At 56.8% G+C, this 18,644-nt stretch carries 18 protein-coding genes; 4 read left to right on the top strand and 14 right to left on the bottom strand.

Features of this window, described 5'->3' with window-relative positions; genetic code table 11:
* Positions 1-32 precede the first annotated feature (32 nt).
* A complete protein-coding gene (locus A377_RS0107155) occupies positions 33-2,297 on the bottom strand; it encodes a primosomal protein N' (RefSeq protein ID WP_019895570.1) in 2,265 nt (754 codons plus the stop codon).
* A 126-nt stretch (positions 2,298-2,423) separates the two neighbouring features.
* On the opposite strand from A377_RS0107155, the gene trpB reads away from it, so the two are divergent.
* Entirely contained in the window at positions 2,424-3,638 is a 1,215-nt protein-coding gene (gene trpB / locus A377_RS0107150) for a tryptophan synthase subunit beta (RefSeq protein ID WP_019895569.1), read from the top strand.
* Between the two features lie 5 nt (positions 3,639-3,643).
* A complete protein-coding gene (locus A377_RS12160; RefSeq protein ID WP_019895568.1) occupies positions 3,644-4,480 on the top strand; it encodes a class I SAM-dependent methyltransferase in 837 nt (278 codons plus the stop codon).
* On the opposite strand, the gene A377_RS0107140 is transcribed toward A377_RS12160, so the two are convergent.
* From A377_RS0107140 to A377_RS0107130, 3 genes are all read right to left on the bottom strand, one after another.
* The gene (locus tag A377_RS0107140) at positions 4,470-4,862 is read right to left on the bottom strand and encodes a type II toxin-antitoxin system VapC family toxin (RefSeq protein ID WP_019895567.1); all 393 of its coding nucleotides are present in this window, start codon (positions 4,860-4,862) and stop codon (positions 4,470-4,472) included. The genes A377_RS12160 and A377_RS0107140 overlap by 11 nt on opposite strands.
* Positions 4,859-5,089, bottom strand: coding sequence for a hypothetical protein (locus A377_RS12155; RefSeq protein ID WP_019895566.1), 231 nt, complete (start codon positions 5,087-5,089; stop codon positions 4,859-4,861). The genes A377_RS0107140 and A377_RS12155 overlap by 4 nt, the downstream gene beginning before the upstream one ends.
* 82 nt (positions 5,090-5,171) lie before the next feature.
* Positions 5,172-5,819: a LysE family translocator gene (locus A377_RS0107130; RefSeq protein ID WP_019895565.1), complete on the bottom strand. Its 648-nt coding sequence runs from the start codon at positions 5,817-5,819 to the stop codon at positions 5,172-5,174.
* A gap of 69 nt (positions 5,820-5,888) precedes the next feature.
* On the opposite strand from A377_RS0107130, the gene A377_RS0107125 reads away from it, so the two are divergent.
* Both A377_RS0107125 and A377_RS0107120 read left to right on the top strand, forming a co-directional pair.
* Positions 5,889-6,572 carry a YoaK family protein gene (locus tag A377_RS0107125; RefSeq protein ID WP_019895564.1) on the top strand — a complete coding sequence of 228 codons (684 nt, stop codon included), beginning with the start codon at positions 5,889-5,891 and terminating at the stop codon, positions 6,570-6,572.
* A 151-nt stretch (positions 6,573-6,723) separates the two neighbouring features.
* Complete coding sequence (locus tag A377_RS0107120; protein ID WP_019895563.1) at positions 6,724-7,494, top strand: DUF4395 family protein; 771 nt, start codon at positions 6,724-6,726, stop codon at positions 7,492-7,494.
* A 34-nt stretch (positions 7,495-7,528) separates the two neighbouring features.
* On the opposite strand, the gene A377_RS0107115 is transcribed toward A377_RS0107120, so the two are convergent.
* The 10 genes from A377_RS0107115 to ileS all read right to left on the bottom strand — a co-directional run bounded on the left by A377_RS0107115 (position 7,529) and on the right by ileS (position 18,560).
* Positions 7,529-7,813, bottom strand: a complete 285-nt coding sequence (locus tag A377_RS0107115; RefSeq protein ID WP_028485345.1) for a HigA family addiction module antitoxin — start codon at positions 7,811-7,813, stop codon at positions 7,529-7,531.
* Positions 7,813-8,091 carry a type II toxin-antitoxin system RelE/ParE family toxin gene (locus A377_RS0107110; protein ID WP_019895561.1) on the bottom strand — a complete coding sequence of 93 codons (279 nt, stop codon included), beginning with the start codon at positions 8,089-8,091 and terminating at the stop codon, positions 7,813-7,815. The genes A377_RS0107115 and A377_RS0107110 overlap by 1 nt, the downstream gene beginning before the upstream one ends.
* A gap of 146 nt (positions 8,092-8,237) precedes the next feature.
* Complete coding sequence (locus tag A377_RS0107105; protein ID WP_019895560.1) at positions 8,238-10,322, bottom strand: putative bifunctional diguanylate cyclase/phosphodiesterase; 2,085 nt, start codon at positions 10,320-10,322, stop codon at positions 8,238-8,240.
* A complete protein-coding gene (locus A377_RS0107100) occupies positions 10,300-11,301 on the bottom strand; it encodes an ABC transporter substrate-binding protein (protein WP_019895559.1) in 1,002 nt (333 codons plus the stop codon). Before A377_RS0107100 ends, A377_RS0107105 begins: the two co-directional genes overlap by 23 nt.
* Positions 11,302-11,393: 92 nt before the next feature.
* Positions 11,394-11,846, bottom strand: a complete 453-nt coding sequence (locus A377_RS12150; protein WP_019895558.1) for a DUF302 domain-containing protein — start codon at positions 11,844-11,846, stop codon at positions 11,394-11,396.
* Between the two features lie 17 nt (positions 11,847-11,863).
* Positions 11,864-12,835, bottom strand: a complete 972-nt coding sequence (locus tag A377_RS0107090; RefSeq protein ID WP_019895557.1) for a histone deacetylase family protein — start codon at positions 12,833-12,835, stop codon at positions 11,864-11,866.
* A gap of 3 nt (positions 12,836-12,838) precedes the next feature.
* Positions 12,839-14,107, bottom strand: a complete 1,269-nt coding sequence (locus tag A377_RS0107085; RefSeq protein ID WP_019895556.1) for a glutamate-5-semialdehyde dehydrogenase — start codon at positions 14,105-14,107, stop codon at positions 12,839-12,841.
* Position 14,108: 1 nt separating this feature from the next.
* Positions 14,109-15,176: a DNA polymerase III subunit delta gene (gene holA, locus A377_RS0107080; protein WP_019895555.1), complete on the bottom strand. Its 1,068-nt coding sequence runs from the start codon at positions 15,174-15,176 to the stop codon at positions 14,109-14,111.
* Positions 15,173-15,736 (bottom strand): LPS-assembly lipoprotein LptE, encoded by a 564-nt coding sequence (locus A377_RS12750; protein ID WP_157760786.1) that lies wholly within the window; start codon positions 15,734-15,736, stop codon positions 15,173-15,175. Before A377_RS12750 ends, holA begins: the two co-directional genes overlap by 4 nt.
* Complete coding sequence (gene ileS / locus A377_RS0107070) at positions 15,729-18,560, bottom strand: isoleucine--tRNA ligase (protein ID WP_019895553.1); 2,832 nt, start codon at positions 18,558-18,560, stop codon at positions 15,729-15,731. The genes A377_RS12750 and ileS overlap by 8 nt, the downstream gene beginning before the upstream one ends.
* Positions 18,561-18,644 lie beyond the last annotated feature (84 nt).

Below are 18,644 nucleotides of genomic sequence, written 5' to 3'. Positions count from 1 at the left end.
TTTCTCCTGTATGAAGGGAAGCTGAATGGTTGTCATACCATTTCCTGGGGGTCCACATCAATGGACCAGCGCACCTTGCGCGCCAGCGGATGGGTGTAAAACTGCGACTCCACCTGAGCCAGCCAGCTGTGCAAGCGTCCGCGATGGTCGCCCTGAAGCAATAACTGGTATCGCCAGCGCTTCTGACGGCGCATCATCGGGGCCACCACCGGCCCGGCCGCCCAAAGGCGTTGATCGGGCCATTCGAAAGCGCCGGTTTCACTTGGCTGTTTTGGCATTCTAGCAGAGTTCAGGCCGTTTTTAACCGCCTTTAAAAATGCCTCAGCCGCACCCGCCTCCACCGATTCGGCCCGGATCAGAATCTGATGGGAAAAAGGCGGCAGATCGGCCGCTTCCCGTTCCCGCAGCGCCGCCTCGGCAAACGGGCCGTACCCCCGCTCCACCAGCCGAGTCAGCAATGGGTGCTGAGGGTGATGGGTCTGAATCAGCACTTCGCCTGCCTGTTCGCCGCGTCCGGCCCGTCCGGCCACCTGAATCACCAATTGCGCCATGCGTTCGGCGGCACGATAATCGCAGCTGAACAAACCCTGATCCAGGTCGATCATGCCCACCAGCGTCACTTTGGGAAAATGATGGCCCTTGGCCAGCATTTGCGTGCCGATCAGAATGTCAGCGTCACCGGCCCGTGCCTGATCGGTCAGCTTTTGCATCTGTCCCTTCAGCCGGGTGGTGTCCCGGTCAATCCGCAGCAGACTTTTGTCGGGAAAGCGCTCGCGCATCGCCGCTTCCAACTGCTCGGTGCCCTGCCCGATCTTGGCAAAATGCACGCTGCCGCAATTGGGGCAGGCCGACGGCGGCGGCGACTGGGCATTGCAGTGATGGCATTTCAAAAGGCGACTGGCCGCATGCCAGGTCATATTGGCATCGCAATCGGCACACTGGGCCTGCCAGCCGCAATCGTGGCACATCATCACTGGCGCAAACCCGCGCCGGTTCAAAAACAGCAACACCTGATGCCCGGCGTTCAAATGCGCTTCCATCGCCGTCATCAGCGCATCACTGACCCCGGCGGTTTCTGCGGCCCCGCGCACATCCAGCAACTTCAAAGTGGGCATGCTGGCCCCGGCCGCCCGCTGGGTCAGATGCAATGACTGATAGCGGCCCAAATCGGCATTGCGCAGGCTTTCCAGCGAAGGCGTGGCCGAGCCCAGCACCACCGGCACCTGTTCCAGATGGGCGCGGCGCACCAACGCATCGCGAGCCGAATAACGCACCCCGTCCTGCTGTTTGAAAGACAGATCGTGTTCTTCGTCCAGAATGCACAGGCCCAGATTCTGAAACGGGGTAAACAACGCCGAGCGCGTGCCCAGCAACACCGCCACGTCACCCTGACGCACCGCCGACCAGGCACAATGGCGCTCGCTGTCGTTCAACCCCGAATGCATCACCGCCACCGGCTGCCCCAGATAGGCTTCGAATCGCGCCACCGTCTGCGGCGTCAGCCCGATTTCCGGCACCAGCACCAGCGCCTGTCGGCCCCTCTCAATCACCCGCTCGATCATGCCCAGATAGGCTTCGGTTTTGCCGCTGCCGGTCACCCCTTCCAGCAGAAAGGCGCCAAACTCGCCGCTCTGCGCCACTCTGTCGACCTGATCCACCGCCGCCTGTTGTTCCGGGTTCAGGATCGGATTGGTTTGGTGGGGCTTTGTCGCAGGTCGCTGCCCGGCCAGACAGGACACCTGCACGGTTTCCACCCAGCCCTGTTTTTCAAACCGTTTCAACGCCGGACGCCAGTTGGTCAGAACCTGATTCAATGCCTGCGCAGTCATGGGATCGGATTCGGTTTTTTTCAGCTGTTGCCACAAGGCCGTTTGCTGGTGGGCTCTGGGCGAAATGTCCGCCTCCGCAGCCAGACCGGCCTGAGTCAAGCGCCAGGCCGTGGTACCGGCAGGCGTTGCCGGTTCTCCCTGTCGCAATCGTTTGGGCAAGGCCGTGGCCACCACCTCGCCGATCGGTTGATGATAATAATGACTCAGCCACTGCCAGAATTGTTGATCGGTGGACGACAGCAACGGCTGCTCATCCAAAACCGCTTCCACCGCTTTGCGTTTGTGCTCGGGCACGTCGCTGTGATCGGCCAGCGCCATCACCAGTCCCAGCTGGGATTTGGCCCGAAACGGCACCCGCACCCGCATCCCCGGTTGCAGCGTCTGCGGCGACAGATCCGCCGGCAGGTCATAATCCATCGGGCTTAAAAAGGGGCCAGGCACCGCGACTTTGACGATATTCTGGGTCATTTTTTACCAGGCCTGGTCATTGATTCATTCCATAAGCTCTTTGTATGAGACTCTCCATATCCATGAGGCCCATTTTCTATTAAAATACACCCAATGTCATCGGCCAACACAACCACAGGAGCGAAGATGGGGTATTTAAAAGACTTTCCCAACCAAGAGGGTTACTTCGGTGAGTTCGGCGGCGCGTTTCTGCCACCGGAACTCGAACCGCATTTTGCCGAACTCAACCAAGCCTATCTGACGTTGGGACGCTCCGCCGATTTTATCAACGAACTCAAATACATTCGCAAACACTATCAGGGCCGCCCCACGCCGGTCTATTATGCACACAACCTCAGCCGAGAGGTGGGCGCGCACATTTATATGAAGCGCGAAGACCTCAACCACTCGGGCGCGCATAAGCTCAATCACTGCATGGCCGAAGCGCTGCTGGCCAAACACATGGGCAAAACCAAACTGATCGCCGAAACCGGCGCCGGTCAGCACGGGGTGGCGCTGGCCACGGCGGCGGCCTATTTTGGCATGGAGTGCGAAATCCACATGGGCGAAATCGACATTGCCAAGGAAGCGCCCAATGTCACCCGCATGAAACTGCTCGGCGCGCAGGTGGTACCGGTGAGCTTTGGCGGACGCAGTCTCAAAGAAGCGGTGGATTCGGCTTTTGAATCCTATCTGGGACAGACCGATCAGGCCATTTTTGCCATCGGCTCGGTGGTGGGGCCGCACCCTTTCCCGATGATGGTGCGCAACTTTCAGTCGGTGGTCGGGCACGAATCGCGCGAACAGTTTCTGGACATGGTGGGCGAACTGCCCGATCAGGTGGGTGCCTGTGTCGGCGGTGGCTCCAATGCGCTGGGCATGTTTGCCGGGTTCATGGAAGACGAACACGTCGGACTCAACGGCATCGAACCGCTGGGCAAAGGCACCAAAATCGGCGAACACTCGGCCACCATGACCTATGGCAAACCGGGCATGATTCACGGTTTCAAATGCATGCTGCTGTCCGACGAAGACGGCAATCCGGCCCCGGTGCATTCCATCGCCTCGGGCCTGGATTACCCGGGCGTGGGGCCGGAACACTCGTATCTAAAGACCTCCGGCCGCGTCAACTATCAGGGCGTGACCGACGACGAAACCCTCGCGGCCTTCTACAAACTTTCCAGCGCCGAGGGCATTATCCCGGCGCTGGAAAGCGCGCATGCGGTGGCCTGGGCGATGAAATACGGCCAGGACAACCCCGGCAGCACCATTCTGATCAACCTGTCCGGGCGCGGCGACAAGGACATCGATTACGTCACCGAAACCTTCGGCTTTGGCGAGCATTCCTACCAGGAGCAATAAGCCCGTTGAAAAGGCGCGCCAAAAAATCCCCGGCCCCCGTTGACCAGGCCTGGTTAAAAACACATTGTTACCAGGCCTGGTGCTTTTCGCAATCGTTGATGGACACCCTGCCCGAACCGGCGCAACAACAGGGCTTTCAAATCGACTGGCTGAGTGACACGGATACCCCCGGTTGCGACGACTTGACGCTGGCCGTCACCCCGCCCGAACCGCCTGGCACGCCCCCTTTTCAGATCAATTTTCTGGCGGGTCAGAAAGCCCATCGCCAGCAATTTGGTGGCGGCAAAAACCAACCGCTGGCACGCGCGATTCTGGGCAAACAGCCGGAGGCGTTGCCGCGTGTATTGGACGCCACCGCTGGCCTGGCCAATGATGCCTATGTGATCGCGCAACTGGGATGCGATGTCACTCTGTTGGAACGCTTGCCGGTGATGGCCGCATTGATCGAAGACGGGCTGAAACGCGCAGAAAACGATGAGAACGTGGCCGAGACCACACAACGGATGCACGTGATCCACGCCGATGCGAGCCAGTGGATGAATGAAAGGGTGAACAACCAGAGAACGGAGCAGGCATTTGAGGTGGTCTATCTCGACCCCATGTACCCGCACACCAACAAAACCGCCGCCGCCAAAAAAGGCATGCAGCTGTTGCAGCACCTCGCCGGGGCGGACACCGACAGCGATGCCTTACTGGCCGCCGCGCTCAATACCGCCATTCAGCGCGTCGTGGTCAAACGTCCCAAAGGCGCGCCATCACTGGCAGGCCCCGCCCCCCATGCCGCCATCAAAAGCCCCAACACCCGCTACGACATCTACAGCATCAGAGCACTCAAGAAATGAGTACGCCTTCCAGCGCCTGATAAAGCTTGAATTTTCCATCTGCTGACAAAAGCTCCGCCTGATGCTCAAGCGCTGTGGCTATGATCAACCGATCCTGAGGGTCACTGTGATGCTCTGGAAGCGAAACCGCCGTAATGGCGGCATTAGGTGTGATGGGCAAGAGTTCGATACCAGACGCTTGAAGCGCTTGTTCAAACCACCAATGCAACTCACACCCAAGAGAAATTCGCCCACGATGCTCAAGCCAGGCCACCTCAAACAAGCTGATTGCACTCACACCCACCCTGTCAGCCGATTCAATCTTTTCTTGCCACTCCGGTTTTAAACGTTCGTGTTCAGTCATCCACCACAACCAAATGTGTGTATCCAGAACCAGCATCATGCATTTTCCCAAACTTCGGCTGGCACCGTATCAAACACATCTCCGTAAAACGTTGCGTCTGGTACCCTGGCGGGCTGACGCTGCTTTGACGCAGCGGAAATCGGCGGCTCTTCAGGCAAATCTTCTGACAATACAATCACTTTAACGTGACGGTTTTTCAGTTTTTCAAACTCAGGAATACGAATGTATTCACCAGTCACATCCGTTTCAAATTCAATCGCTTGCATCGCTGCCCCCTGCCTATACAACTTTTTCGATTATACCGTACAACGAACCTTTACGGACAGTCACCTGTCGTTGTCTCACAGTTTACTGGCGTTCGATCAGCGCCATTTTGATGCCGGTGTAGATCAGCAAGCTGCCGGCGGCTTTGTTGATCAGGCTGACCCAACCGGCTTTGAGGCGTTGCCTGGCCAGGTGTGACCCCAGCCAGGCGTACAGGCTGTAGACAATCAAATCCGCGACCACCACCGTCAATCCCATCCACCACAGTTGCGCGATCAAGGGCTGAGTCGGGTCAATAAATTGTGGCAACAGCGCACTGAAATACATCAGCGCCTTGGGATTGGCCAGTTGAATCAGCAGCCCTTGCTGAAACAGTTTGCCGGTGGAGGGCAAGCGTGCCCGTTCAAGCGGCTGGGCATCGATGCGAACCGCACCGTTTTTGCTCAACAGTGCCGACAGTCCCAGATACAACAGAAACCCGACGCCAAGCCATTTAATCACCCCAAAAAGCGTGGCGCTGGCCACAATCAAGGAAGCGATCCCGGTGGCCGACAGCGCAAAAAAGAAGGCATCGGCCGAGGCGATGCCCACCACCCCCAAAAAAGCGCGCGACGATTGATGATGCGCACTGTGGCGGGCGCTTTGTGCGGCCACAACCATGGCCGAAGGCCCGGGCACCATGATCAGCATGACCGTGGTCATAAAAAACAATGTGTAGGCGTCAAATGTCATAAGACTCTTTCATAGATTGGGTAATACCTTTGCTTGATGAATGAACGACAAGGGGCTATGCTTTGCCTTATGCCTTATCCTGCCCGAGATGACCATTTTTCCAGACGCTGGGTGATGTGGATCGCCCTGATCATGGCGGCAATGGCCGGTCTGATCAACAGCGTGATTTTTGTCGCCTTCGGCTTGCCCGTCAGCCAGATGACCGGGGTCGCCACTCATATCAGCGATTCGCTGTACGGCTGGCACTGGGTCGAACTGATTCAGGCCCTTGGCATTCTGTTCGCTTTTGTCACCGGCGCGTTTCTGTCCGGCTGGCTGATTGGTCACGCCCATTATTTTGAAGACAGAAGCTATGGCGTGGCGTTTTCTCTCAATGCGATCATTCTCAGTGTGGCCGCCGCCATGAGTTGGTTTGACCACACCATCGCCGCCGTCTGGATCAGCGCCCTGGCCTGCGGTCTGCAAAATGCCATGGTCGCCAGTTACAAGGGGCTGCAAATCCGCACCACCCATGTCACCGGAATTGTGACCGATATCGGGGTGTTTCTGGCGCAGCGCGTCAAACACAAACAGCGTCTGCCCTGGCAGGCGCGTTTGTTGTTTGCCATTTTAACCGGTTTTATCCTGGGCGGCATCATGGGACTCGCGCTCTGGCCCCATTTCGGCCTTTTTGCACTGGTGGTGCCCGCCCTGTTGAATTTGAGCCTGAGCCTGCATTACTTCTGGTATCTGACCCGCAAAGCACCCACCTGACACGAACGCCCTGCCCAAAAACCCCAGGAAAGCCTACGAACTTTGCAGCAATCATGGAACCCACGAATTTCCAGAGGCAAACGCTTTTCTTTGCGGGCAATGGGGTTACAATAAATGTTACAAATCAGTCACAAACGTTTTGGAGTCGATCATGTGGCGTTATTACCTTAAACATCACCTGCAACACCTGTGGTTCCGGGACAAACACGAAGACATGATCTTCATCAATGGCCGTGCCGTGCAAATGCGGGCCACGCTGTTACTGATGCTTCCGGTGTACATGGTGTATGTGCTCTACACCACCGTATTAAGCCCAAGCTGGCAGGTATGGAGCGGACAGACACCGCAGGAAACCTTTGAAATGACCGAGAATTTCAATGTGCTGTACGAAGTGCTCGCCTATCGCACCGTTTACGATTTCACCATTCCCACCTGGGTATTGTTCTATGGCCTGTTTGAAATGCTGGCGGGGATGTGGGTGCGCACCGCTTACCTGTCACCAACCATTCATCTGACCGCATTTCTGACCCGGCATGACGAGCCCAAATGGGAACCGCTCAAGCCCAAGCGTTTTGCCTGGACCATTGGCGCGATCATGATCACCGCCTGCCTGCTGTTTTTCAACCCGGACAGTTTTGCCCGGTTTGTCAACAACCTGACGGCCACCACATTGCTGCCCACAAATGAAAATTTCATGCCCGGCTGGATTCCGCTGCTGGTGTATGTCTGCCTGCTGTTCATGCTGTCAGAAGCCGCTTTTGGCTTCTGCTGGGGCTGCAAATTCCACTGGCTACTGGCCAAGCTCAAAATTTTCAAAGAAGAATGTTACACCTGCAACAACGTCGACTTCGGCAAAAAGCAGCGCCAACAGACGCACAGAGAAAGCGTGGAGAAACTGGCTGGCAAAAATCAGATCAAATAGCCTGAACAGAGCTGTTTGAAAGATCGCATGGCCATCAGAGAGCGACCGGGGTTAAATCGTCTAACGTCAGCCGCTGCCGCGCCAGAAACAATTCATACTGATCCTGCAAGTTCATCCAGCTTTCAGGGGTTCTCCCCAGCACCCTGGACAAACGCAATGCCATTTCCGGTGAAAGACCGCTTTGACCTTTTAAAATACGGTTCAGAGTTGAAGGTGCTACCGCGAGGCTTTTCGCCAACCCTCTCACCGACAGTCCCAAAGGCTCGAGATAAGTTGACCGGATGAATTCTCCCGGGTGAGGCGGTTTGTGCATTTGCATCAGTGGTAATCCTCGTAATTCAGAATAAAGGCATGGCCATTTTCAAATTCAAACGTGATTCGCCAATTGCCGTTGACCGAAACAGACCATAAATTGGCGCGGGACCCTTTGAGCGAATGCAATTGATAACCGGGCAAGTCAATGTCTTCGATCTGTGAAGCCGTATGAATCGCCGCCAATTGCATGGTCAGTTTTTTGGCATGTCGCGGTTGAATGCCCGACCGGTTTCCAGTCAAAAAGAACCGTTCCAAGCCTTTATGCTTAAAAGATTGAATCATCCCAGTAATTGTAGCGCAACGCGCAACATCATTGCAAAACATCTTTTGGTTGGAAGCCTATCCATGCGCTTAGGCAGACCCTTTTGCATTGGTTACAGATTTTTTCTGAAAGCGCAACGATCCACTCAGGCAAATATGGCCTGGATTTATTGGCTTTTCTCTAGCTCCGGCCGTGGCGGTAACGGGCCGGGACGGCCTGTGAAATACCCTTGGATGATGTGGCAGGATTCGGCCTGGAGAAAATCCAGCTGTTCCTGGGTTTCAACCCCTTCGGAGACCACCGACAACCCCAGTTTCGAGGCCATCGCAATGATGGTTTCGATGATGGCGTTGCCATTGAGATCGCCATCGAGGTCAATGTCCTGCACAAACGACTTGTCGATTTTCAATCGATCCAGCGGCAGCTTTTTGAGATAACTCAACGACGAATAACCGGTGCCGAAATCGTCAATCGCAATCTGAATGCCACGGCGCTTGATCGAATGCAGAACCGGCAGCTTGGAAGCAATGTTGCCGATAAAAATCCCTTCCGTGATTTCCAGCTCCAGTAGCTTGGCCGTTTGAGGAAACGCGTTCAACAATCGGTCCAGATCCTTGAAAAAGTCGTTATGGTTGAGCTGCATGGTGGTCAGGTTTAACGACAGAGTCGGACGCCCCGCCAGTGGCGCGTCATACAACCAATGCTCGAATTTCATCATGGCATTGGTGTACATGACATTGGAAAACTCAACCATCCAGCCATTTTCTTCGATCACCGGCAGAAACTGCGCCGGGCTGATCCACTGACCGCGCTCGTCCTGCATCCGGGCCAGCGCTTCGTAACCGACCACCTCGTTGGTACGTGCATCCACTTGCGGTTGAAACACCGGCGTGACCAGTCCCGATTCAATGGCCTGCTTGATGTAGGTTCGAAAGGCCAGATAGTTGATGCTGTTGTTGTCGAAGGATTCGTGATAGAAACTCCAGCGCAGTGCATCATTCGATTTGACCTGATACATGGCAATGTCGGCGGCCTTGATCAGTTCATGAATGCTTTCCCCATCGCTCGGATACAGCGCGATCCCGATGCTGGAAGAGGTGAACAGTTTCTGCTCCTGAATGACCACCCGTTTGGATAGCACATCGATCAGTGTTTTTGTGGTGGCATGGATCTGATCCTTGCTGGCCGACTCCAGCACCACCAGAAATTCGTCCCCGCCAAAACGGGCGACGATGTCCTCAGCAGACAGCGCTTCCTGCAGCCTCTGGGCAATCACTTTGAGGTACGCATCGCCATTCTGGTGTCCCAGCGTGTCGTTGATGATCTTGAAGCGGTCCAGATCAATGAACAACAAGGCAAAAGGGGTGTCTGGGTCCTGCTCAATGCGTTTTTCCAGCAACTGATACAGCTTGTAGCGATTGGTCAGGCCGGTCAAAAGGTCCCGTTCCGCCAGATAGGTCAATTCACGGGTGTTGGCCTCCAGAGACTCGGCCATCCGATCGATTTCATCGGCAATCTGACCGAATTCATTGGGTTCGTTTAACGCAATGCGATAAGCATAATCGCCTTTGGCGAGTTTGCGGGTGCCGATCAGTATTTTCTGGATGGAATGCTTGATGCCCAGATAGAGCAAGGCAAAACTCAGCCCCAACAGCAACAGCACCGCCAGCCCGATGTACACCAGACTGTTCTGATGATGATAACGCAGCAAGGCAAGATCGCCCGTCAGGTCAAACTCGGCATACAAGTAGGCCTGTTGAAACTGGCGCACATCGGCTGCCTGCGACAAAGGTTCCAGCGGCAAGGCCCCGATCACAGAACGGCCGTCTTTGGCAACGTTCACCTGTACCCGCCCACTGTCATCGCGATCCAGCTGGCGCAAAACCGATTCAATCTGCGGAAAGCGCGTCACTGGCATGTTGCGCATCCCTGCGCGCGAGGCATGGTGTATTTCGCCGTCGGCCCCCACAATCGCCACCCGTTTGAGATGTTTGTTGGAAGTCAAACGAGACACTTCCCGGGTGATGGCGTGGTGATTGTCGCGCCGATTGAAATCATTGACCGTTCCCTGCAGCTCAACCAGCCGTTGCTGGGCGGCTTCCAGACGGGTATCGACCAACAGGGCTCGCTGTTCCAGATAACTCAATCCATAACTCAGTGCCCCGGCCAGCAGCGCTGTGGTCACCATCACCACCAGAAATGCCAGCGCCACCGGCATTTTGGCCAGATTAAGGAGTCGGTAAAAATGCATGGTTTAAATGGCCTTTCAGCAGAGCGGTTTCTTGCAGGGCGGCGTCAACCAGTCCGAGCTTGATCAACGCCTTTTTGAGTTTGGGTTCCAGCGCATGCAAAGGGCTGTCAGACGGCGCGAGCAAACGCCGGTTTTTCGCCAGAGAGGTAAAGCGCAAGCCTGAGAGGGAATCCAGATAGGTTTCCAGGGACACCTTGTATCGCGGCAAAGCGTATCCGGCGGCGTTTTCCGGGTAGCGGCGCTGATAGTCCAATGCCTTGAACCAGCCTGCCACCAAGGTGCGGACCAGCTCGGGAGACTGCTCGATCACATCGGTGCGGACCACCAGCACATCCAGTATTTCATCCGCAATCTGGGTGGAATCAAAAATGGTGTGTTTGCCCGTTTGCAAAAGCTGGGTTCGATACGGATCAAAGCTGACGGCGGCGGCCACCTGGCCATGCTCAAACGCCTGTTTCTGCTCCATGGCATGAGTGGTTTTTACCCGGATGTCGTCCAGTGTCAGACCGTTTAAACCCAGCGCCCGTTGCAACACATACGCCCCCACGGCCGAACTTTCCACCGCCACGGCATGGCCTTTCAGAGCTTTCACACTGGCAATGTCGGGGTTGGCCACAATCACATCGCCCCCATGCGACGTGTCCATGATCAATACTACCTGAACATCGACCCCATCGGCCAGGAGCTGGAGGGTTTCATCCAGAGTAAAGGCTCCGGCTTCCAGGCGGTGGTTTTTGAACGCGGCCATGGCGTCGGTATTGGACAGATAATCCAGAACCCGAATGGGTGCCTCATCAAAATAATTGAGTGTTTCCGCCAAGACCAGCGGTTCATAGCCCGGCCACAGCAGAGAACTGATCCGAAGCTCCTGTGGCGGTTTGGCGCAGGCGCTGAAGAGCGCAACGGCCATTGCCATGACCAGCGCAACGGTCAGCAGGCCAAAGCTCCCCAGGATTTTCTGACGCTCCCTCGACACCATCTCACACCCCAAAACAACAAGAAGTTTTACTGATTTTAAAGATACGATAGCACCCTCGTAACCCTGGCACAACTTTTAAATACCGTCGCAACTCAGGGCGTGACCGCTTTGGCGGTGAGCTTGCGCAGACCCTTTTGCATTTTTTTCAGGACCTGGTCACACCCCTGAATGTTGTGACGTTGCTGCAGATAATCCGGTGCGTTGTAAGCCAGCCAGACCTGTCCGGCCTGATCCTGCCAGGCCAGCGCTTTCATTGGCAGATCAATCGCCACACTGGGCGCGCACTGCATCAGACGGGTACCGGCTTTGGGGTTGCCGAAAATCAGCACCTCGGTGTCGGCAATGGTCAGATCCACTTTTTCGCCACCGGCACGGTGATCGACCCGCGCAAACACGGTGAAGCCTTTTTGCGCCAGAACCGATTGCAACCGATCCAGCGTTTCAGCCACCGAAAACGCGCTTTGCACGCGGATCATGCCTTCGCCCATTGCCCAGACCGGCACACTCAGACTGCATAACAAACCAATCAGCAAAAACCGTTTCATTCTGCCCTCTAAATCATTCATTGCGTCGTTGGTGGTGACAGCGCCTGCAGATGTGCCAACGCACTTTGGCGCAGTGCTTTTAAATCATAACCGCCTTCCAACATGGAAACCACCCGACCTTCTGCCGTTTTATCCGCAAGTGCCACCAGTTGCCCGGTCAACCAGGAAAAATCGTCTTCGCGCAAAGCCAGCCCGCCTAAAGGGTCGGCCAGATGCGCATCAAAACCGGCCGAAACAATCAGTAATTGCGGCTGAAAAGCGGCCAGTGCGGGCAGGCCCTCCTCCAGCCAGGCTTTTCGAAATCCGGTCCCATCGGTTTGGGCAGGCAATGGCATTTTGACCAGGCCTGGTGCATTGTGGGTGTCTGGAAACGGAAACAGGGAATCCTGAAAGCTGGATAGGTAAAGCAGGCCAGAACCCTCTGAGTTCTGACACTGATTGCGCACAAAGGTTTCTGTGCCATTGCCGTGGTGCACATCAAAATCCACCAACGCGACCCGCTTGAGCGCATATTGAGTTTGCGCTTCCGCCGCGACCATGGCGACCGAATTGAGCAGGCAAAAGCCCATCGGCTGGCCGGGTTCGGCATGGTGGCCGGGAGGACGCACATTGCAGAAGGCGCGCGTCACCTTTGCGCTCATCACAGCTTGCAAGGCGGTCAGACCACATCCGGCGGCCATTTTCGCCGCCGCCAGCGAGTCCGGACTCAGCCAAGTATCGGCGTCCAGTTGGATAGGACGATCCAATTCATCGCTGAGCGTTTGCAGTTTGTGAAGGTAAGCACGGGAATGCACCCGTTCGATTTGGGCCTGCGTGGCAGGGGTCGGTGTGATTTCTACCAGGCCTGGTCGATTATGATCTTGAGCAGCGGCCTGCAAAGCCTGCCAGGCCTGATTCACCGCCTGCCAGCGCTCGGCATTTTCCGGGTGGCCCCAGCCGACCCGGTGCTGTTGCATGATCGGGTCGGTGAGATAGGCCAGACGCGTCATAGGCTATTCGCGGATGGTGCCGTCGCCAAACACAATGTATTTCTGCGAGGTCAGGCCTTCGAGTCCGACCGGGCCACGGGCGTGAAATTTGTCGGTGCTGATGCCGATTTCCGCGCCCAAGCCGTACTCAAAGCCATCGGCAAAGCGGGTGGAAGCATTGACCATGACCGAGCTGGAATCGACCTGGGCCAGAAAGCGTCGCGCCGTGGTCAGATTTTCGGTGATGATCGATTCGGTGTGGCCGGAGCTGTACTGGGCAATGTGCGCCATCGCCGCACTGGCATCCGCGACCACTTTGATCGACAGAATCGCATCCAGATACTCGGTGGCCCAATCTTCGTCGGTGGCCGCTTTCATCTCGGCAATGATTTCCCGCGTACGGGCGCAGCCGCGCAGTTCCACCCCTTTCTGTTCAAAAGCCTGTGCCAGCCGCGGCAGGATTTCGGCGGCGCGCGATTCGGCCACCAGCAGGGTTTCCATCGCGTTGCAGACACCATAACGATGGGTTTTGGCATTGAATGCCACCCTGTGCGCTTTTTCCGCGTCGGCGGCATCGTCAATGTAGACATGACAGATTCCATCCAGGTGTTTGATCACCGGCACCCGGGCATCGGCGCTGATGCGTTCGATCAGCCCTTTGCCGCCACGCGGGATGATCACGTCCACAAATTGGGGCATCGCAATCAACTCTCCCACCGCGGCACGATCGGTGGTGGGCACCACTTGCACCGCGGCCTCGGGCAGATCGGCGGCTTTGAGTCCGGCCTGTATGCATTGCGCCAGGGCCTGATTGGAATGTCTGGCTTCCGAGCCCCCCCGCAGAATCGCGGCATTGCCGGACTTCAGACACAGCGCGGCGGCGTCAATGGTGACATTGGGGCGCGATTCGTAAATGATCCCGACCACGCCCAGCGGCACACGCATTTTGCCGACCTCAATCCCCGAAGGCAAAGGCGACAGATCGGAGACTTCGCCAATCGGGTCTTTGAGCGCGGCAATCTGACGCAGGCCGGTGACCATGCCATTCAGGGCCTTGTCGCTCAAGGTCAGTCGATCCAGCATCGCCGCATCCAGACCATTGGCCTTGCCAGCGTCCAAATCCCGGGCGTTTTCCGACTGCAAAAATTCGGCGCGGCGTTCGATTTCGACCGCAATCGCTTCCAGAGCGGCATTTTTCTGTGCGGTATCGGCCACCGACAACTGGGTGGCCGCTGTGCGAGCGGCCTGGCCCAGTTGGTGCATCAATGCATTGATCGAATCTGTTGTGGTCATTTTATCCTCTGTGGTCCAGTTTCCAATAAGTGCTTTGCGACCCTGCCAGTTGCGTCACCAACTGTGACAATCCCAGCCAAGGATCGCTGGCGCTCTGGCCTTTGATGCTCAGATCAATCGCCAGCGCCTGCTGGGTCAGGATCCGCCAGGTCTGGTCCGAATGGCGACTGAGCGCCGCATTGAATTCGGCCTGCCGCGACTGCCAGATTTTCAACTGTTTGAACGCCTGCCCCAGCGACATCCGCGTCTGCAATTGCGATAAAGCGCTGAGCTGGCGCACTTCCTTGGCCAGCAGCCATAACACGATCGGCGCTTCCAGCCCTTCCTGCTGCAGGCGGTGCAGAATCTGCAAGGCGTGGTCCACCTGACCTTTCAAGGCCGCGGTGCTTAAGGCAAACAATTGATAATGGGCCTGATCGGCGACTTTGCTTTCAATGTCGGCCACCGTCAGCCGATGCCCGGCTTCAAAAAACAGGGCAAGCTTTTCCACTTCCTGATCGGCCGCGAGCAGATTGCCTTCCACCCGCTCGGCCAGCATGGCTGCCGCCTCCGGGTCCATTTCCAGACCGGATTCGCGTGCCCGGTCGCCACACCAGCGGGTCAGCGCCTGGCCTTCAATCGGTTTGGATTGCGCCACCAGTCCCTTTTGCTCAATGGTTTGAAACCAATTTGCTTTCTGCTGACGCCAGTCCAGCTTTTCACAGCGTAGCAGCAGACAGATTTCCGGCTGCCCGGTTTGCGGGTCGATCGGAGCCTGCGCAAACCACTGTTGCAAAAACGCGCCGCCTTCCTTGCCGGGCGAGCCTTTGGGCAGGTCCAGTTCGATCAGTCGCTGTTCGGAAAACAGGCTGCCGGCCTGGGTTTCCATCTGCAGTTCCTGCCAGCAGGCGTTGTTGGCATCCATTTCAAAACGTTCGCGCTGCAGATAGCCCAGGCTGCGCATCTGCGCACGCCAGGCATCCTGCACTCGACGCAGATACAAAGGTTCTTCCCCAAAAATCAGAAGCAACGGCACAGGCTGAAAAGCCCCTTGGTCCAATTGCTTCAACAACGCCGGTGCGGTGATCATGGCGTGGCCGGTTCCGTGTCATAGCCGCGCTGCACCCGATCCAGAATCTGCATCGCCAGCTCATTGGCCATCTGGGTGCGCAGGCTTTCCAGCTCCTGTGCTGCGGCGGCCAATCCGCCGGTTTCAATCCGTCGGTCGCGATAACTGGTGGCGTCACCCTCTACCAGAAGCCGTTCGGTGGCCACCCGTTCGGACGCAAACGGCTGAGTCATGGTGATCAATTCCGAACCGGTGTCACCGCGGCCGGTAAGACTGGTGCGCGTGGCCTTGTATTGCGTCGGCCCCAGCCGGATCAGCACTTCGGCATCGGCCAGATTCTCCACCAGGGTCACATCGGAAGCCCGCAACATGGTTCTCAAGGCGCGCCGGATGTCAGACCGTGCGCCGTCATCCTGCAAATACGCGGTCTGAAACGTCACCTCGGCCGTGCCCACGCCCTTAAGCTGAAAGCCGCAACCGGACAACAGCATCGTCGCAAGCAGCAACGCCAGCGACGGCCACACAGAAAACCACCAGGCCTGGTCAATTTTGGGTCGCGCTGTTTGCGCCATCTTAAGCAAAACGGCGCTCCTCACCCTGTCCGTGCACGTTGTCGACACAGCGCTGACACAAGTCCGGGTCCACCTCGTGCGTGCCCACATCCGGGCGGTGATGCCAGCAACGTCCGCACTTGGGGTATTCGGTCGCGGTCGCGTCAATCCACAAGCCCTCGACCTCGCCTTTCCGGGCGCTGTCGGGTTTGTCAGACAGCGGACGCACCGTGGCTTCGGAAGTGATCAATACAAAACGCAATTCGTCTTCCAGCGCCATCAAATCCTGGTAGAGTCGGTCCTCGGCATACAGAGTCACTTCGGCCGTGAGGGAGTTCTTGATCCGACCGTCTTTGCGCAGCGTTTCCAATTGCTTGGCCACGTCCGAACGCACCGCAATCAAGCGCGCCCAATAATCGCTGTTCATCTGTGCCGATTCATCCAGCGGCTGCAAGCCGTCATACCAGGTCTCGGTAAAGACGGTATCGCTGCGTTTGCCTGGAATCGACTGCCAGATTTCTTCGCCGGTAAAACTCAGAATCGGGGCAATCCAGCGGCTCAGGGCTTCCACAATGTGGTACAAGGCCGTTTGCGCCGAGCGACGGGCCTGACTGTCGGCCTGGGTGGTGTACTGGCGATCCTTGATCACATCCAGATAAAACGCGCCCAGCTCAATCGAACAGAAATGGGTTACGGCCTGATAGATGCTGTGAAACTGATATTGGTCATAGGCCTCAATCACCGTGTTCTGCACCTGATCGGCCGCGCCCACGGCCCATTGATCCAGTGGCAGCATCGCTTCGTATGCCAAAGCGTCGGTGGCCGGATCGAAGCCATTGAGGTTGGCCAGCAAAAAGCGGGCGGTGTTGCGAATGCGGCGGTAGGCATCGGCAGTGCGCGCAATGATTTCATCGGACACGGTCATTTCATAACGGTAATCCGACCCGGCAATCCACAGGCGCAGAATGTCGGCACCGTATTTTTTGGCGATGTCCTGCGGCGCGACCACATTGCCTTTGGACTTGGACATTTTCTTGCCGTCCTTGTCCACGGTAAAGCCATGGGTCAGCACCTGTTTGTAGGGCGCCTGACCGTCGGTGGCCAGCGCGGTCAGCAACGACGACTGAAACCAGCCGCGATGCTGATCGGAACCTTCCAGATACAAATCCGCGGGGAAGGTCAGTGCTTCGCGTTTTTTCAACACCGCCTGGTGGGTGATCCCGGAATCGAACCAGACATCCAGAATGTCGGTGACCGGTTCGTATTGATCGGCTTCCTCTCCCAGAACCTCTTTGATGTCCAGATCGTACCAGGCATCGATCGAATGCTTTTCCACGCGCTGGGCGATCTGTTCCATCAATGCCAGCGTATCCGGATGCATCTCGCCAGTGGCGGTGTGCACAAAAATCGGGATCGGTACCCCCCAGAAACGCTGACGGGAAATACACCAGTCCGGGCGGGATTCCAGCATGCCTTCGATCCGTGCCTGTCCCCAGTCGGGGACCCATTGCACCGACGGAATCGCTTTCATCGCCTTGTCACGCAAACCGCCGGTTTCCATGGAAATAAACCACTGGGGAGTGGCGCGGAAAATCAGCGGGGTTTTGGTGCGCCAGCAGTGCGGGTAGCTGTGCTCAATCGCTTCGTGATGCACCAGTGCCTGGTGTTGCTGCAACACCTCAATCACATGGTCATCGGCCTTGAGCACGTTTTCGCCTTCAAAAATCTCGGTACCGGGCACGTAATTGCCGCGCCCGTCCACCGGGCAATCCACCGGCAGATCGTACTGTTTGCCCACTTCAAAATCTTCCTGCCCGTGAGCAGGCGCCGTGTGCACACAGCCGGTCCCGGCCTCAGTGGTCACATGGTCGCCCAGAATCACCGGCACGGTGCGCGCATAAAACGGGTGGCGCAGACGAATGAATTCAAACTGATCACCGCGGCCATAGGCCAGCACCCGGTATTGGTCGAAGCCCCAGCGGTCCATGGTGTCTTTGACCAGCGCTTCGGCCACAAACAGGCGCTCCGGCCCGTTTTCGCCCTCCACCTGCACCATCGCGTATTCCAATTCGGGATGAATCGCCACCGCCTGGTTGGCCGGCAGGGTCCAGGGCGTGGTGGTCCAGATCACCAGCGACAAAGGGCCTTCGCCCTTGTGCTCTTCAATGTGGTGACAGCGTTTGAAAAAGGCGTCTTCGTCCTGCACCGCAAAGCGCACATCGATCGCATGCGAGCGCTTCATTTCGTATTCGACTTCGGCTTCGGCCAGCGCCGAATGCCCGCCCACACTCCAGTACACCGGTTTGGTGCCCTTGACCAGATGCCCGTTTTCGATCATCTTGGCCAGCGCCCGGATTTCATCGGCTTCAAACTGAAAATTCTTGGTCAGATACGGGTTTTCCCAATCGCCCAGCACGCCCAGACGCTGGAAATCGGCCATTTGTTTGTCGACCTGTTTCTGCGCATAGTCCCGGCAGGCCTGGCGAAATTCACGCGCCTGAATTTTCTGCCCCACTTTGCCGTGTTTCTTTTCCACGTTCAGTTCAATCGGCAGACCATGGCAATCCCAGCCCGGCACATAAGGCGCATCAAACCCGCTCAGCCCCTTGGCTTTGACAATCATGTCCTTGAGCACTTTGTTGACCGCGTGACCGATGTGAATGTCGCCATTGGCGTACGGCGGGCCGTCGTGCAACACAAATTTGGGGCAACCGGCTTTGGCCTCGCGCAGACGCTGATACAGATCGTCGCTCTGCCAGCTTTTCACCCGCTCGGGTTCACGATTGGGCAGATTGCCACGCATGGGAAAATCGGTTTTGGGAAGGTTCAGAGTGGGTTTGTAATCTTTGCTCATGCGTTTGTGATCTCAGTTGAAATTCGGGGGTCAGAATAATCGGTTATTTTGACAGACCGTCGGCAAAGAGTAAACACAAAGCCC

Source organism: Hydrogenovibrio halophilus DSM 15072, assembly GCF_000384235.1.
In the GTDB taxonomy this organism is placed as follows: Bacteria; Pseudomonadota; Gammaproteobacteria; order Thiomicrospirales; family Thiomicrospiraceae; genus Hydrogenovibrio; species Hydrogenovibrio halophilus.
This window is presented reverse-complemented; position numbering and strand designations above follow the sequence as displayed.

Excerpts from the sequence above, each read along its gene's own strand:
- A377_RS0107115 (WP_028485345.1), bottom strand. The coding sequence starts at position 7,813 with ATGCAAATGCACAAACCGCCTCACCCGGGAGAATTCATCCGGTCAACT.
- A377_RS12155 (WP_019895566.1), bottom strand. The coding sequence starts at position 5,089 with ATGCAAGCGATTGAATTTGAAACGGATGTGACTGGTGAATACATTCGT.
- A377_RS0107125 (WP_019895564.1), top strand. The coding sequence starts at position 5,889 with ATGCCTTATCCTGCCCGAGATGACCATTTTTCCAGACGCTGGGTGATG.
- holA (WP_019895555.1), bottom strand. The coding sequence starts at position 15,176 with ATGATCACCGCACCGGCGTTGTTGAAGCAATTGGACCAAGGGGCTTTT.
- A377_RS0107090 (WP_019895557.1), bottom strand. The coding sequence starts at position 12,835 with ATGACGCGTCTGGCCTATCTCACCGACCCGATCATGCAACAGCACCGG.
- A377_RS0107155 (WP_019895570.1), bottom strand. The coding sequence starts at position 2,297 with ATGACCCAGAATATCGTCAAAGTCGCGGTGCCTGGCCCCTTTTTAAGC.
- A377_RS12150 (WP_019895558.1), bottom strand. The coding sequence starts at position 11,846 with ATGAAACGGTTTTTGCTGATTGGTTTGTTATGCAGTCTGAGTGTGCCG.
- A377_RS0107085 (WP_019895556.1), bottom strand. The coding sequence starts at position 14,107 with ATGACCACAACAGATTCGATCAATGCATTGATGCACCAACTGGGCCAG.
- trpB (WP_019895569.1), top strand. The coding sequence starts at position 2,424 with ATGGGGTATTTAAAAGACTTTCCCAACCAAGAGGGTTACTTCGGTGAG.
- A377_RS0107130 (WP_019895565.1), bottom strand. The coding sequence starts at position 5,819 with ATGACATTTGACGCCTACACATTGTTTTTTATGACCACGGTCATGCTG.
- A377_RS0107110 (WP_019895561.1), bottom strand. The coding sequence starts at position 8,091 with ATGATTCAATCTTTTAAGCATAAAGGCTTGGAACGGTTCTTTTTGACT.
- A377_RS0107120 (WP_019895563.1), top strand. The coding sequence starts at position 6,724 with ATGTGGCGTTATTACCTTAAACATCACCTGCAACACCTGTGGTTCCGG.
- A377_RS0107100 (WP_019895559.1), bottom strand. The coding sequence starts at position 11,301 with ATGGTGTCGAGGGAGCGTCAGAAAATCCTGGGGAGCTTTGGCCTGCTG.
- ileS (WP_019895553.1), bottom strand. The coding sequence starts at position 18,560 with ATGAGCAAAGATTACAAACCCACTCTGAACCTTCCCAAAACCGATTTT.
- A377_RS0107105 (WP_019895560.1), bottom strand. The coding sequence starts at position 10,322 with ATGCATTTTTACCGACTCCTTAATCTGGCCAAAATGCCGGTGGCGCTG.
- A377_RS0107140 (WP_019895567.1), bottom strand. The coding sequence starts at position 4,862 with ATGATGCTGGTTCTGGATACACACATTTGGTTGTGGTGGATGACTGAA.